This window comes from Desmospora activa DSM 45169 (genome assembly GCF_003046315.1).
GTDB lineage: Bacteria > Bacillota > Bacilli > Thermoactinomycetales > DSM-45169 > Desmospora > Desmospora activa.
The window spans coordinates 788,825-802,366 of the sequence record NZ_PZZP01000001.1 but is presented as its reverse complement, the minus strand read 5'-3'; the positions used below and the strand labels follow the sequence as shown (position 1 = coordinate 802,366).

Below are 13,542 nucleotides of genomic sequence, written 5' to 3'. Positions count from 1 at the left end.
AATGGGGAAATTTGAATCCAGTAACATGCTTTTTAATGATTACGCAAGGGAACCTGTACCGTTGGCGGACAGGAAAAGTTGGCTTCCCTTGGCGCTTGTTTGGATAGCTGTGGGTGTTGATCTGTCCGCAGTTGTATTAGGCGCCTCACTGATTGCCGGACTATCGCTGCAAAATAGCATCATTGTCATTTCCGCCGGATCTTTAATCGTTGCGCTTATCGGATTGATCTGTTCCTATGTCGGCTCAAAAAGCGGATTGTCAACCGCGATGATCAATCGATTTACATTTGGCGAAAAAGGATCTTACCTCGTTATGATTGTGACTAGTATCGCCATGTTTGGCTGGTTTGGTGTAACTGCCGGATTCTTTGGAGAATCAGCGCAATACACCATCCAAAGTGTAACAGGCTTAGACATCAGCCCAAAAATTTTAGCTCTAATTGGCGGTTTATTGATGACATTAACCGCTGCGATCGGATACAAGGCAGTTGAAAAGTTGAGTATGTTTGCAGTTCCCCTTATGTTAGGAATGCTACTCTCCATGTTTTTCAAAATGTATTCTGATTCGGAAAACACAAGTGCTTTGCTTAACACTCCTCCGGAAGGTGAACTGATCAGTTTAGGGACTGCAATTTCGTTGGTTGTAGGGGCTTTTATTGTTGGTTGTGTAAATTCTCCTGATATAGCGCGTTGGGCGAAAAGTTCCAAACATGCCATGCTCTCTGGTTTTTTTGGCTTTTTAATTGGTAATAGCCTGATGATGTTTGTGGCGGCATTTCTCTCGAAACTAACGGGAACAGAAGATGTCATTCAGATTATGCTGTCCATTGGCTGGGGCGGTTTAGCGGTGATTATTCTCATCTTAGCCCAGTGGACGACCAATGATAACAACATGTATTCATTGGGCTTAAACCTTTCTGTTATGTTTAAATGGGCGCCAAAACCTGTATTAACTACAATTGCCGGGGTGTTTGGTACTGCTTTTGCTGTGATGGGTGTATATGAAAACTTCATTGATTTTCTGATCATCCTTAGTCCATTCGCTTCACCAATTGCAGGAATATATGTGATAGAGTATTTCTTTTTGAATCGGAATCGCTTTAACATGGCGTTTCTGACGCATCAAAAAGTAAAATCTTTCTACTGGCATGCTCTGATTGTATGGGGGATTGCAACAACGATTGCTTTTTCAACAACACCCACCATGGATGGAGGATGGGGATTGTTTACGATTACTCATATCCCTACATTGGACGGGATATTATCCGCTGCTATTCTCCATCTCATTGTCGGAAAGTGGATTGTAGGTCGTAATAAACCCTCGGTAAGCGCAGCAGCCTGAACAACATCCTTGCAGACATAAAAAAACCGGTTGGGAGTTAACCCTACCCGGTTTTTTTGTGTTTTTTCACTTTCGATAGTTCCCCTCTTATCACTACTTAGATGATGTATTATTCAAAAGGATCTACCCAAGTTTTTTTCTGTAAATGGTAATACTCTGAGGTATACGTTTGGCCACCAGCTTCCTCCCAACAAATTTCAAACCACTCTTGACACTCCCCATGCCTGAAGGCAGGGGATTCTTGGGAGCTCCCGTCTACTGACAGGATCATATCCAAGCTTAAACGGTCTGCCCGACCGCAAGTACTCGAAGTCCTTCTTGCAAGATGTTTTTGGATGCATTGATGTCTCGGTCATGGTGAGATCCGCATGTAGGGCATGTCCATGCCCGAAGGTTGAGGTTCTTTACATTCTTGTTTCGGTAGCCACAGGAAGAGCAAAGCTGACTGGAAGGGAACTGTTTCCCCACTTTCACCACGTTTCTTCCATGCCAGGCTGCCTTGTAGGTCAGCATAGCGACAAACTCCGACCATGAGGCATCCGTGATCGATTTGGCTAACTTGTGGTTTTTCACCATATGCTTCACTTGAAGGTCTTCGATACAGATCGTTTGGTTTTCACGAATCAGCTTCGAAGACAGCTTATGTAAGAAGTCATGGCGAGCATTCACGATCTTTTCGTGAAGGCGAGCCACTTTTATCCGTGCTCGGTGCCAATTGGAACCCCCTTTGATTCGTCGGCTCATGATCCGTTGTGCTTTCGCTAACTTCTTTTCATACCGCCGGAAAAATCGAGACGGTTTTACCTTCGTTCCATCAGTCAAGATCGCAAAGTCTTTCAACCCTAAGTCTACGCCTACGGCTTTCTCTTTCGCTACGGGTACATACGGGCACTGATGGATCTCGCACAGCACAGATACAAAGTACTTCCCAGTGGGATTGCGCCGGATGGTAGCGGAAAGAATACGGCCTTCTACTTCACGAGATTTAGCAAACTTCACCCAACCTAACTTGGGAATCTTCATCCGATTGGCAACGATTTCGATGGTAGGTTTCCCCTTTTTCGGATGGTTGCACTGACTCGTGTAAGACTGGACACGATTTCGTTTACTTTTGAATCGAGGACGATCATTCTGTTTTCTGAAGAAGCGAGAGAAAGAATCCGCAAGGTGTTTCAGCGCATTCTGGAGTGAAGTAGAATCCACTTCACGCAGCCAATCACGTTCTTTTTTTAGCTGGGTCAGTTGAGTAGAGCAACTCGCATAGGTAAGACCTTTTCCTGTGCTTTCATAGGATTCATTCCATTTCGCCAGAAAGTGATTAAACGTGAAACGACTACAACCAATCGATTTATTAATGAGAATCGCTTGTTCCTTCGTCGGATACAAACGAAACTGAAACGCCTTGTGCATTTGTTTTTCACCTCCCTTGTTGGGTCTCAATATACTGCTTGACCACTTCCAATGTGACCGTTCCCACGGTTGCAACAAAATAGGCGTTTGTCCAAAGCGAGGGGATTCGTGATTTCAAATGCGGAAATTCCTGTCTAAGGACTCGCGATGTGTACCCTTTGAGATGCTTAACTGCCTTGTGTATGCCAAATTGAGGGTCACATTGGATGAGTAAATGCACATGATCGGGCATGATTTCCATACTGGAAATCGTAACTTCCAGCTCTCTTGCTTTTTCTACGAACAGCTCTTTCAGCCGATCACTTACAGGCGAAACCAGCACTTTTCGTCGATACTTGGGACAAAAAACAACATGATACTTGCAGTCGTACACGACATTTCGATTACTTTGAACGGCTCTCAAATTCATCACCTATTGCCAATTTTACAACGAATATTATATAGATTCAATATATCTAATTAAACAGGTGCAAAAAAAGAGAGCAAAAAGAGGGTCAGGCTTGCGAGAGGGGTAAAAAAACACCCCTCCCTCGCCTGACGCTCGCTCTCATCCCCATAGCTAAAGCTAGGGTTTTCTCGCTCGCAAAGATATAAAGAAGTTCTTCGGCTTTCCTCCAGCCCTCTCCGCTTTTGGCTTCAGGATCATCTTTGCCGCAAAAAATAATCTTCTCAAAGTAGTCAAGATTACTACCAATTAACTTGCCGTATGCATTCTCGAATACTTGAGATGCAGTCATCTTTTCCATCGGAAACACCTGTATTGAATAAGTGTTCGCAGTAGGCCCATAATGGACTTCAAAGTCAATCTGGTCAGTATCTGAATGAAAGGGATATGAAAAGAGAGCGATCAGCTTTTCAATTGTTTGCTGGGTTTGACTTTGGTAGTACCGTTTTATTTTAACGGTGTCAACTGTTGCATCCACAGTAACCTCACCTTTCGTTCGTTTTGTTACTAATTCTGAATAAACCGTATCAATTTTTCTAACTCATCTCGCCGATTCTTGGCGTTTTCTCTTCCTCGTTCATTCCCCTTCTGAAGATATTCCTTCTCATATTGCTCCAGTTTTGCGATTCGCTCCATAATTTCTTCAACGATCTCTTTTGTATCACGCATTTGCACATCCCCCTTATTCAAATCTTTAGTTGGTTAATTGTGTCTAAAATATATTTAAAAGCGTATTTTCCCCAAATTGATACCGTGATCCCTACTAATTATTTCTGGTCGTATTCAACAATCACAATATTTCAATATACCCTACTATTCCATGCACAAGTAGGGGGAGATCTAGGTTTAAAGCGGGCAAAGTGAGAATCGATATGGAGACAAGCAAAGGAACCCTACACCGTCCGGTGGCAGGGTTCATCAGGGGTGGGCCTAGATTTTGAGATCGCCTAATCGAACGAGTTCCACGACCGCTTGAGACCGTCCCTTTACGTTCAGCTTTTGCATCACGTTTGAGATATGATTGCGGACGGTTTTCTCGCTGATAAAGAGTTGCTGGGCGATTTCCTTGGTCGTCTTGTCCTGAACCAACAGCTCGAATACTTCCCTTTCCCTGTTTGTCAGCAAGGGCTTTCCTTTGTGATTGCTGTTCAAATGTGTCACCCCTCCTTGCTCGGGCTCTTAGAACACGAGGGTAAGGGACTCAGTCAAGGTATTGTATGAACGGGCATCTACCAGAGTGCTGACCCCTTGCAAAAATAGGCTGTCACGGCTTTGCGGTCGGTTTGGTGAAAGCACTACATCCTATGCGGGCGGTATGGTATGCGTTCTGGGCGGTTTTGCGATCCTGCCCCTTTGCAACGGCTTTTTTATTGTTATATTCCCGTTTCACTTAAAGCTTGCGGTTTCACACGCCCTACGATGTGTATCAACTCAACCAGCGCAGATCGGAAGTTAATACCCCCGGAATCCGTATGACAAACATCAATGCCGCCACCTGGACGGTGACGGCATGTATATTAGCGAAGGTATCATGAAATGTTCACTGTCCATGTTGTTGTTCTGATCTCCCATTTCCATATGGTTGAGCAGGTTATTTTAGTACAGCGGTCCCTAGAATAGAGAAATCTAGTCGATCAAGGCCCGAAAATCTGATTAAACAGAGTTTACAATTGGCTTATTCAAGTGAAGTTTCCTTTGTATTTTGGTTGTGATTGTAACGATGGATCGCAAATAAGAGGCCGTCAGGACTCAACATACCCGTATATTTTCCTGCAATCGGATGATCCTGAATATCGATGACCACACGGACACCTAGGTTTTGCGCTTTTGCAATTATTTCCTCAACGTCTTTAACTGTAAAATGGACCATCCATTGCGTGTTCATTCCTTCCCACTGAGAAGACATCCTCGTGATTCCACCCACAGCCTGCCCCCTGCAATGGAATAAGATGTATGGTTCTCTTACTTCCTGTTCCCAACCCAAGAGCTCGGTATAAAACTCCGCGGACGCCATCGGATCTGTTGTCAAGAGTTCAAACCATCCAGGGGCTCCAATTTGCCCCTGATCTGTATTCACTCCGAGAAATGAACGTGCTTCCCATAAAGATAACACCCCACCCAAAGGGTCCTCAATCGTTGCCATTCGACCAGACCCCGGCACATCAAATGGTTCCAGGATGATTTTGCCGCCCAAGCCAGAAACTCTTGCTGCCGTCATATCAACACTTTCAACGGCAACATAGAAACTAATATGGGGTAAAGTCCCAGGGGGGAAAACGGGAGACTTCAGATTGGTTAAACCTCCGACTTCATGTTTCCCAATCTGAATTTTTGTATAAACCCTTTCGGCTATGACCTCACTTTGGAAGTCCCACCCTAACAGTTTGTGAAAAAATCGCTTTGTCACTTCGATATCAGAAGTTTTCACATCAAGCCAACAAAATTGCCCCAATTCGCGATAAAGAATCATCATTTCCTCCCTAGATAATTCAATCAATTCATTAATTGACCTTTAAAAGATTAACGCATATTCGTTGTATGAGCAAATTTCCCACCCTAAATCTGATGCCAATCGGGTGAACTGTGATTGCGTCGATCTTCTGCCATGTTAACAGCCCATCAGTTGTGCTACATCCCTGTATCCCTTGAAGCTTCAGGCTCCACCCTTCCTACGATAATATCGGTCACTGCACGCTCCTCTGCCGATTGCGTCACCATGAAAGAACCGCTTACACAGATGAGCACGTTTAACAACAGCCCCAAGATCCCTCCATGAACCCCATACACCGTCTCATAACCGGTAAAAGTAAGCATCCCGGCCAACAAGGCTCCCGCCAACATCCCCCAAAATACAGGCCCTGCGGCAAGTCGCCTCCAATAGAGTCCCAACAGAAAGGCAGGAGCTACTTGGATCAGAATTTCAAATTTAAGTACAAAGATCTCATATAAAGTGGCAGGTGGATACCAGGCGATCATAAGTAGTACCGCTACCGCGATCATGCCCCATACCTTTCCCACCAAAATCTTTTTTCGATCCGAGGCGTCAGGACGGATAAAGCGGGCATAGATGTCCTTGGAGACCATGGAGGACAAACTGAGCAAAACCGAGTCAGCGGTGGAAATAATCGCAGCGATAATCCCCCCAAACAGAAGAACCATCATCCAATAATAAAAAGGGTGAATCCCCGCCACTTCATTTACCAACAACCCCACCAACTGCTCGCTACCCGCCTTGTCCAATCCGGGAAAGAGCGGGATGGCCAAAATTCCGATCAGAAAGACCAGACCTGTCGTGATCAGCGGCATCCACGCCATCCGCGCAAAAGATAATTTTAGTGAGCGTTCACTTTCCGCCGCATAGATTCGCTGAATGGCATGAGGATAAACGGCTGCACCGAAGCCGACGAGCAACAGCATACTAAACCAGTTAATCGATGTCTCCAGCGGTGGAACCGCCACTTTTTCCGGTTGCTGCTCCATGATCTGTTGAGTGGCTGTGGTAATGTTTCCACCCACGAGCACCAACGCCCCTGTCAGTAAAACGAAAATGCCTACCATCAACGCAATTCCCTGCATCACATCGGTGTAGGCTACCGCCCGCATCCCTCCGAGCCATTCATACAGCAGCATCACCACGATAAAGGCAACCACAGCCCATTGGTAGGGAATCGTTCCGCCAGTAAGACCCGATACTCCTTGACCGATGGCAACCAACTGTTCCAACAAGTAGTTGCACAGCGCCCATAACATCAGAATAATGCTTAAGATCGTCACCCGATTCGAACGAAAGCGATCAGCAATCCAATCCGCCGGTGTCAAAAACTTGCGACGACGAGATAAGGTATACAGCCGTGGGGCAAAGAGGAGATAAACCCCGATAATAATAGTCATAAATGTGATCGATTGTAACCACGAAAAGCCTGTCCGATAAGCAGCCGGTATATACCCGATCACATTGTTGCCGCTGTATTGAGTGGCAAACAGCGTAAAAAACAAAGCGACCAAACCTAACTTTTTTCCCGCTAAAAAGTATTCGGATAAACTTTCATGAAGCTTCGCCCTACCTCGACCAGCTAACCAACCGGTAAGCAACATGATCATCGCATAAACGGATAGAATGATAATTCCGTCAATTCCACCAAAAGCAAGTCTTTCCATTTCAGACCTCCTCCTTCTGTTCTTCCTCTTCTAATTTCCACTGTGTCAGACAGATCCAACTAAGATATGCGCTCAACAAGACCGTAAACGTTAACGATACCCACACCCATAACGGAAATCCCCCAATCACCACCCCAATGGTGCCGACAGGAAAGTAAAAGGGTACACTCCCCAAGAGAATCACCAGCATCACAAACCAGATCCATTTTTTGCGAATCGGTTCCTTCATCGTTCAGGCTCCCTTCCTTGTAAATGAATCGGGATCATTTTAACCCTTGATATTGACGTTCCAACCTTAACTTCAACGGGTTACCCGCTTCTTCCTCAGCCCGGCCGACCTATTCCACTCCCTTCCGCGTTGTAACGATACCAACACCTCTGGACAAAAAGCGCGAATCCAGGGAGGGGCGTCTGCTCTCACCGTAAACACCCCACACGCTTGCCGCATGTCTAACTTCTGCACACCCCATTCATGCTCACTCAACTGAACTCGCGGGTAACCCACATCGTGAAATACCCACACCGTATCACCATACTGAAGGCACTCCTGAATACAGCGATAACGGGGATAATTCGCAGAGGAACGGAGTAGATGGACAGGCTCAAACCCGAGAAGTTCTTCCAACTGACGGGCATCCCGCTGTCGAGAAGGTGATTGGCGCCATTGTTTTTCTGAGGGGGACAAAACCGGTGCTTGTTTGACGAGATGTACCAAGGGGATACCGTGAAAAAACATGGAATTCTCCTCCTTCATCCAGCTTTTTTAAACAGCTTACCCGCCCCTGTTGTTTCCATCCACCCTTTCTTAAAACATTTTTTCAATTGGTATACACATCCATGAAAAACACAAAATAGAAATGGATTTCCATCTCTTCGGTTGGAGGTGAATGACATGCCACGAAACAGAAACCGTCTGATCGCTCCCCAAGCCCGTGCCGCACTGGATCAGATGAAAGCGGAGATTTCGCAGGAGTTTGGTGTTCAATTGGGACCTGATACCACTTCCCGCGCCAACGGCTCTGTCGGTGGTGAAATCACGAAACGCTTGGTTGCCATGGCAGAACAACAAATGATCGGTCACTGGGAACCCCAGCGGTAACATTTTAACCCTAATCGCTAGATGCTCCTCCCCACCGGGACGGAGCGTCTCTCTTTTTCTTCAGGCCGAGTTGGGAATGAGTCAAGCCGTTACACACATAGAGTGGAAGCACAAGCGAAGGCTTCACCATCCCGCTAATGGATTGTGGCAGCCGTCAAGGGAGGGAGTTCCGACGAAAACACCGCTATCCCGACCAGCTACACGTTCACGAGTGCAAAAAGTTCCGATTCACCTTGCAACCTTGGAACAGTTGTGGCCTCCTTTGCACTCCGAGATTTTGGCATGGAAGGAATTAGAGCAAGATGAATGGTATCCCCAGCTATCCTCTCTTCAGATTTCCACCCTCGTAACGGAAGCCATCCGCTTTGGTCAAAAAGCAGCCCAATCCCTTCGTTATAAAGGCACACTTGAACCCTGGATAAACCGGATTATCCGCTCCAACGTTAAAATTCAATTGCTACGAAGGCGTACCGATGATTCTGACTCATGGGTGCGGGCACAGTACCGACACAAACCGCCGGTGATTGAAATCCATCACTCTTCCCTGGATCAATTGGATCAGTTTTTTCGACGTTCCGGCTTTCAGATCTCCCAAGACGATCTGATCGCCCTCCACCTTTTGCATGAATGGTTTCATCACCTGGAATCGACACAATTGGGTCGGACAGACGATGCGCTTCCCAAAGCCGTCAAAAAAAAGTGGGGACCTTTCTATCGCAAGAGCCGTATCACGCGTTTACGGGAGATTGCCGCCCACGCCTTCACCCAGGAAGTGATGGGATTGCCCTGGTCTCCCCTGTGGTTGGATCACTTGTTGTTGTTGACGGGGAAGGGGTGGGGACCCGACCGTATCCGCACCACTTTTCACCACTGGAAAACGGGCTGGGAAGAGCTTACGTCTACCGCCAAAGCTTCCCAGGATGAGGATGAAACACCGTCATAACATCCCTTGAACCAACATCCCCCTAGTGTTGACTAGGGGGATGTACACTTGATGACAAAGTCTTATCACTCCTAGAAAGTAGACACTTTCCGATGCGCAACAACCTCGACACCGACAGTCCGCGTGTGTTCACAGGCTTCAATCGCCTTGCGGTCACAAATGATTCCTATATTGCCTTGGTTGGGGCCGGAAGGTAGCACAGACAGCCAACATATGCAGGAGGAACAGCTAGTGACCCAGCGCCGCACTTCTACGTTAAAAACCGAATCCCGTCACGGTCAACTCACCTATCACCGCCGACTCGTTTCTCGCTCCTCGTTTGCTTCCTCTTCTTCCCCGACAAACTGCTCGATAAAATATTGGGGGTTTAACTTCTCACCGGTGGCCGTTTCAATTAGCTTTGTCCAGGGCTGCCGATTGCCGGGACGGAAAATCCGTTCCGTTAAAAAGTTCCCCGCCTTTGCATTATTCACCAACGGATGGGCATGGTCAGGAAATTCTTGTTGCAATCGATGCAAAATCTGAGAGGCCATCAATTCACCCAGCAAATAGTTTTGATAATAAACCGGTGCTGTGCCAAGATGGATCTTCGCCGCCCAATCCGGCGCCTTTCGCGATTCCGGACGAGGGATAAATTGAAACTGTTCAACAAACTCCCACCAACGGGTATCCAGATCCTGCTCCGGATCTCGGTACAGTTCCCGTTCAAAATAGATCATCACCAAGCACCAACGCACAAACACCAACATATCGAGACGGCTCTGCTGAGCCAGCGCTGCCGCTACTTGCTCCAGCTCTTCCTCCGGCACACCCACCGCCTGTTTTAGCCACTCCGGCTCCTTTACCAGTCGCCCCATCAGCATAGCAATCGCCTCAGTGGTAGAAGTGTGAGCAGGACGTCGTAACAGATAGGGAAGCTGGGGATCGTGTTCTTGATCGTAAACGCCATGTCCCAGTTCGTGTAGAAGTGTCCCCATCCAATACGCATCCGGGCGCAAATTACACAGAATACGCGTATCCCCTTCCCGGTCGATATCGATGCAAAAAGCGTGCTGCGACTTCCCCTCACGCTCATAGAGATCGCTGCGCTCCAAAATGGCGGTAATCGCCAATCCCATCTCGGTAAATGTTTTCTCCGCCAACTCCTCCAGCTTCCGCCCTTCAAAAAAAGGGTCCAGCTTCACATCATAGACTGGTGGCGCCTCCTGAAAAAAGGGATCGCTATAATGCCAGGGCCTTAATCCCTCTGGACGAACGTTATCATAGGGTTCAGCCACTTTTTTATCCATTTCCTTTTTTAATTCGGAAAACGGACCATCGGTACGCTTCTTTAGATCCTCCAACAGCGAGAATAAAAACGTTTCGTCAATCTCATTCAGCGTCAACGACATCGCATAAAAATCACGATAACCTAAGTGTTGGGCTGCCCGATTCCGCAAGCGGGCCAACTGGCGCACCTTATCCGCCACCACCGTCCCAATCTGCTTGCTGGCTTTCCAGGCATCTTTCCGCTTATAGGTGTCTCGCTCCGAGCGCAAGATTTCCTTCAATTCATTTTCCGACAGCTTCTGGCCGCGATACTCGGCGCGGAAGTTAACAAAATCGCTCTCGATTTCCGTTTCCAATCGGGCCCACTCTTCCACCTCCGCTTCTTCCATCTGATAGGCTTCCGCTTCATTGCGCAACAGCTCCAACTGCCGCCGCAGCAGCGGATCCGCTTCCGTTTCTGTTTGCAGCTCCTTTAAGCGGGCATAATGCTCATGATCGGCAAACCATGCCATCCATTCCTGCAACAATCGGGCGTAACGCTCTTCCTCTTCTTTTTTTCCCGTGGTAGCCGCCGCCCAATAAGCCTCACCCATCGCTCGCTCCAACGACTGGATGTCGGGAATATGCTCATCCAAAAATGTTTGTTCCTTTGTCATCCCGTGTTCCTCCTGTTCAACCCGACTTTTCTGAAAAGACTCTCCTTCAACATACCCCAATCCCTCCCCTGACACAATCCCTTAAACGCATGTTCATCACACAGATGGAGAGCATAAAAACAGGAGGTGTCTCCCATGGAAAACCCCTACTTGTGTCCCAGTTGCGGAACCAACCGTAGTCGTTTTAATCTGATTGAACAGGTGGTTCAGCCGGTGAAAAAAGATCCCGAAACCGGCGATATCCTGGAAAATGTGCAACCGACCGATCCTTTTCAAGCGGCATACCACGGCGAACGCTACCGCGTACAATGCGGAGTCTGCGGTGTGATTGAAGCGGAAGAGCGTTTTATTAAAACGGCACAAGCACAAGCGCACGGCCCCTATCATGAAAGCGGAAACAACTGATCATTCCTTCTAAAGCGCCTGTCATTGAGATCACGTGATCTCACAGGCGCTTTTGCTCGTTTTTTCAACCTGAGGATCATCCGCCAATACGTTATAATGGAGGAGAAACAATGGGGAAACCCCTGTGCAAAGGAGTATGAGGGATGCAGGAATTAAAAAATAGTTTACTTACCTTGATCACCGATACGTCGACCAATCTTCCTCCGGATGTGCGTGCCGCTATCCGGAAAGCGACAGCAAAAGAAAACGCGGGCACTCGATCGGCTCTCGCCCTTTCCACCATCAATGACAATATCCGCATGGCGGAGGAAAACGTTTCTCCCATCTGTCAGGATACGGGCATGCCCACCTTTATCATCCATGTTCCAGTGGGCGTCAACCAGATGACCATCTCTCAAGCAATCCGGGAAGCAATCGTGGAGGCGACCCAAACCGGGAAACTACGCCCCAACGCGGTCGATTCGCTCACAGGAGAAAACAGCGGTGACAACCTGGGCGAAGGGGTACCCGTCATTCATTATGAACAATGGAATCGGGACGATATTGATGTTCGCTTGATTTTAAAAGGGGGCGGCTGTGAAAACAAAAACATCCAATACAGCCTGCCCTGCGAGTTGGAAGGACTGGGCCGGGCCGGACGCGACCTGGATGGCATCCGCAAATGTATCTTGCACAGTGTCTACCAAGCTCAGGGGCAGGGATGTAGTGCCGGCTTTATCGGCGTCGGTATCGGCGGCGACCGGACCACCGGATATGAACTGGCCAAAAAACAATTATTCCGGCAGGCAAACGATACCAATCCCAACCCGGAACTGGCCCAACTGGAAGCGTATATCCTGGATAAGGCGAATGAGCTTTCCATCGGAACGATGGGCTTCGGCGGCAATACAACCTTGCTCGGGTGTAAAATCGGAACGATGCACCGTATCCCCGCCAGCTTCTTTGTCTCTGTCGCCTATAACTGCTGGGCCTTTCGCCGCCAAGGGGTAACCCTCGATCCCAAGACAGGAGCGATTACCTCCTGGCTGTATAAAGATAAACCACAACGGGTGGAAGTAAAAGAGCCGGAAACAGGAACACAGGAACAAGCACCCGCTACTCGTGAAGTGAGGCTAACCCCTCCCATCAGCGAAGAAGCGATTCGAGATTTAAAAGTGGGAGATGTCGTCATCCTCGACGGTCTGATCCACACCGGTCGCGATGCACTACACAAATACCTGATGGATCACGATGCCCCGGTTGACTTACAGGGAGGCGTCATCTATCACTGTGGCCCCGTGATGTTAAAAGATGAAAACGGCAATTGGACGGTAAAAGCCGCCGGCCCCACCACCAGTATTCGCGAGGAGCCCTACCAGGCGGACATTATCGGCAAATTCGGCATCCGCGCGGTCATCGGCAAAGGTGGAATGGGCGCACGCACCTTGGCTGGACTACAGGAACACGGTGCCGTCTATCTTAATGCCATCGGTGGTGCGGCCCAGTACTACGCGGATTGCATCACAGCGGTCAACGGTGTTGACTTGCTCCAATTTGGTGTTCCAGAAGCGATGTGGCATTTAACCGTCAAAAACTTTGCCGCCATCGTCACCATGGACGCCCACGGCAATAGTTTACACCGTGATGTGGAGATGACCGCACTGGAAAAGCTGTCCCAGTTCAAAGAGCCGGTTTTTAAATAAAAGGACTATGGACTATCCTTTGTCCCGCATCTTCAGGAGGAGGCGGAAGGTTTCGCCTCCTCCTTTTTGTCTATTTGTAAGAATATGATTCACAGCCAACAGATTTCACGATAGAATGAGGATTGTGAAAGAC

General features: G+C 47.9%; 15 protein-coding genes. 5 read left to right on the top strand and 10 right to left on the bottom strand.

The window, feature by feature from the left end; all coding sequences use genetic code 11:
• Nucleotide 1 precedes the first annotated feature (1 nt).
• Nucleotides 2-1,342 carry a cytosine permease gene (locus C8J48_RS03875; RefSeq protein WP_107725041.1) on the top strand — a complete coding sequence of 447 codons (1,341 nt, stop codon included), beginning with the start codon at nucleotides 2-4 and terminating at the stop codon, nucleotides 1,340-1,342.
• A 279-nt stretch (nucleotides 1,343-1,621) separates the two neighbouring features.
• Here C8J48_RS03875 and tnpB read toward each other — a convergent pair whose 3' ends face one another.
• The 9 genes from tnpB to C8J48_RS03835 form a co-directional block, all read right to left on the bottom strand.
• A complete protein-coding gene (tnpB, locus tag C8J48_RS03870) occupies nucleotides 1,622-2,752 on the bottom strand; it encodes an IS200/IS605 family element RNA-guided endonuclease TnpB (RefSeq protein ID WP_107725040.1) in 1,131 nt (376 codons plus the stop codon).
• A gap of 7 nt (nucleotides 2,753-2,759) precedes the next feature.
• Nucleotides 2,760-3,161, bottom strand: coding sequence for an IS200/IS605 family transposase (tnpA, locus tag C8J48_RS03865; protein ID WP_107725039.1), 402 nt, complete (start codon nucleotides 3,159-3,161; stop codon nucleotides 2,760-2,762).
• Between the two features lie 85 nt (nucleotides 3,162-3,246).
• Nucleotides 3,247-3,675, bottom strand: a complete 429-nt coding sequence (locus C8J48_RS03860) for a hypothetical protein (protein ID WP_107725038.1) — start codon at nucleotides 3,673-3,675, stop codon at nucleotides 3,247-3,249.
• 29 nt (nucleotides 3,676-3,704) lie between these two features.
• Complete coding sequence (locus tag C8J48_RS18630; protein ID WP_170105128.1) at nucleotides 3,705-3,866, bottom strand: hypothetical protein; 162 nt, start codon at nucleotides 3,864-3,866, stop codon at nucleotides 3,705-3,707.
• Nucleotides 3,867-4,127: 261 nt separating this feature from the next.
• Nucleotides 4,128-4,349, bottom strand: a complete 222-nt coding sequence (locus C8J48_RS03855; protein ID WP_107725037.1) for a helix-turn-helix domain-containing protein — start codon at nucleotides 4,347-4,349, stop codon at nucleotides 4,128-4,130.
• A gap of 523 nt (nucleotides 4,350-4,872) precedes the next feature.
• A complete protein-coding gene (locus C8J48_RS03850) occupies nucleotides 4,873-5,667 on the bottom strand; it encodes a VOC family protein (protein ID WP_170105126.1) in 795 nt (264 codons plus the stop codon).
• A 158-nt stretch (nucleotides 5,668-5,825) separates the two neighbouring features.
• Complete coding sequence (locus C8J48_RS03845; protein WP_107725035.1) at nucleotides 5,826-7,355, bottom strand: sodium:solute symporter family protein; 1,530 nt, start codon at nucleotides 7,353-7,355, stop codon at nucleotides 5,826-5,828.
• Nucleotide 7,356: 1 nt separating this feature from the next.
• On the bottom strand, nucleotides 7,357-7,584 hold the full coding sequence (locus tag C8J48_RS03840; RefSeq protein ID WP_107725034.1) for a hypothetical protein: 228 nt from the start codon (nucleotides 7,582-7,584) through the stop codon (nucleotides 7,357-7,359).
• A 72-nt stretch (nucleotides 7,585-7,656) separates the two neighbouring features.
• Nucleotides 7,657-8,091: a hypothetical protein gene (locus tag C8J48_RS03835; protein ID WP_107725033.1), complete on the bottom strand. Its 435-nt coding sequence runs from the start codon at nucleotides 8,089-8,091 to the stop codon at nucleotides 7,657-7,659.
• A gap of 156 nt (nucleotides 8,092-8,247) precedes the next feature.
• Here C8J48_RS03835 and C8J48_RS03830 point away from each other — a divergent pair, with 156 nt between their 5' ends.
• Entirely contained in the window at nucleotides 8,248-8,454 is a 207-nt protein-coding gene (locus C8J48_RS03830; RefSeq protein WP_107725032.1) for an alpha/beta-type small acid-soluble spore protein, read from the top strand.
• 76 nt (nucleotides 8,455-8,530) lie between these two features.
• On the top strand, nucleotides 8,531-9,397 hold the full coding sequence (locus C8J48_RS03825) for a hypothetical protein (protein ID WP_146160439.1): 867 nt from the start codon (nucleotides 8,531-8,533) through the stop codon (nucleotides 9,395-9,397).
• 290 nt (nucleotides 9,398-9,687) lie between these two features.
• On the opposite strand, the gene C8J48_RS03820 is transcribed toward C8J48_RS03825, so the two are convergent.
• Nucleotides 9,688-11,322, bottom strand: a complete 1,635-nt coding sequence (locus C8J48_RS03820) for a M2 family metallopeptidase (RefSeq protein WP_107725030.1) — start codon at nucleotides 11,320-11,322, stop codon at nucleotides 9,688-9,690.
• Nucleotides 11,323-11,457: 135 nt separating this feature from the next.
• Between C8J48_RS03820 and C8J48_RS03815 the strand changes: the two genes are divergently transcribed.
• Both C8J48_RS03815 and C8J48_RS03810 read left to right on the top strand, forming a co-directional pair.
• Nucleotides 11,458-11,727: a DNA alkylation repair protein gene (locus C8J48_RS03815; protein WP_107725029.1), complete on the top strand. Its 270-nt coding sequence runs from the start codon at nucleotides 11,458-11,460 to the stop codon at nucleotides 11,725-11,727.
• Nucleotides 11,728-11,870: 143 nt separating this feature from the next.
• Nucleotides 11,871-13,409, top strand: a complete 1,539-nt coding sequence (locus C8J48_RS03810; protein ID WP_107725028.1) for a fumarate hydratase — start codon at nucleotides 11,871-11,873, stop codon at nucleotides 13,407-13,409.
• The last annotated feature ends 133 nt before the right edge of the window (nucleotides 13,410-13,542 follow it).

Coding starts and splice junctions, on each gene's coding strand:
- C8J48_RS03875 (WP_107725041.1), top strand. CDS start 2: ATGGGGAAATTTGAATCCAGTAACATGCTTTTTAATGATTACGCAAGG.
- tnpB (WP_107725040.1), bottom strand. CDS start 2,752: ATGCACAAGGCGTTTCAGTTTCGTTTGTATCCGACGAAGGAACAAGCG.
- tnpA (WP_107725039.1), bottom strand. CDS start 3,161: ATGAATTTGAGAGCCGTTCAAAGTAATCGAAATGTCGTGTACGACTGC.
- C8J48_RS18630 (WP_170105128.1), bottom strand. CDS start 3,866: ATGCGTGATACAAAAGAGATCGTTGAAGAAATTATGGAGCGAATCGCA.
- C8J48_RS03850 (WP_170105126.1), bottom strand. CDS start 5,667: ATGATTCTTTATCGCGAATTGGGGCAATTTTGTTGGCTTGATGTGAAA.
- C8J48_RS03845 (WP_107725035.1), bottom strand. CDS start 7,355: ATGGAAAGACTTGCTTTTGGTGGAATTGACGGAATTATCATTCTATCC.
- C8J48_RS03840 (WP_107725034.1), bottom strand. CDS start 7,584: ATGAAGGAACCGATTCGCAAAAAATGGATCTGGTTTGTGATGCTGGTG.
- C8J48_RS03835 (WP_107725033.1), bottom strand. CDS start 8,091: ATGTTTTTTCACGGTATCCCCTTGGTACATCTCGTCAAACAAGCACCG.
- C8J48_RS03830 (WP_107725032.1), top strand. CDS start 8,248: ATGCCACGAAACAGAAACCGTCTGATCGCTCCCCAAGCCCGTGCCGCA.
- C8J48_RS03825 (WP_146160439.1), top strand. CDS start 8,531: ATGAGTCAAGCCGTTACACACATAGAGTGGAAGCACAAGCGAAGGCTT.
- C8J48_RS03820 (WP_107725030.1), bottom strand. CDS start 11,322: ATGACAAAGGAACAAACATTTTTGGATGAGCATATTCCCGACATCCAG.
- C8J48_RS03815 (WP_107725029.1), top strand. CDS start 11,458: ATGGAAAACCCCTACTTGTGTCCCAGTTGCGGAACCAACCGTAGTCGT.
- C8J48_RS03810 (WP_107725028.1), top strand. CDS start 11,871: ATGCAGGAATTAAAAAATAGTTTACTTACCTTGATCACCGATACGTCG.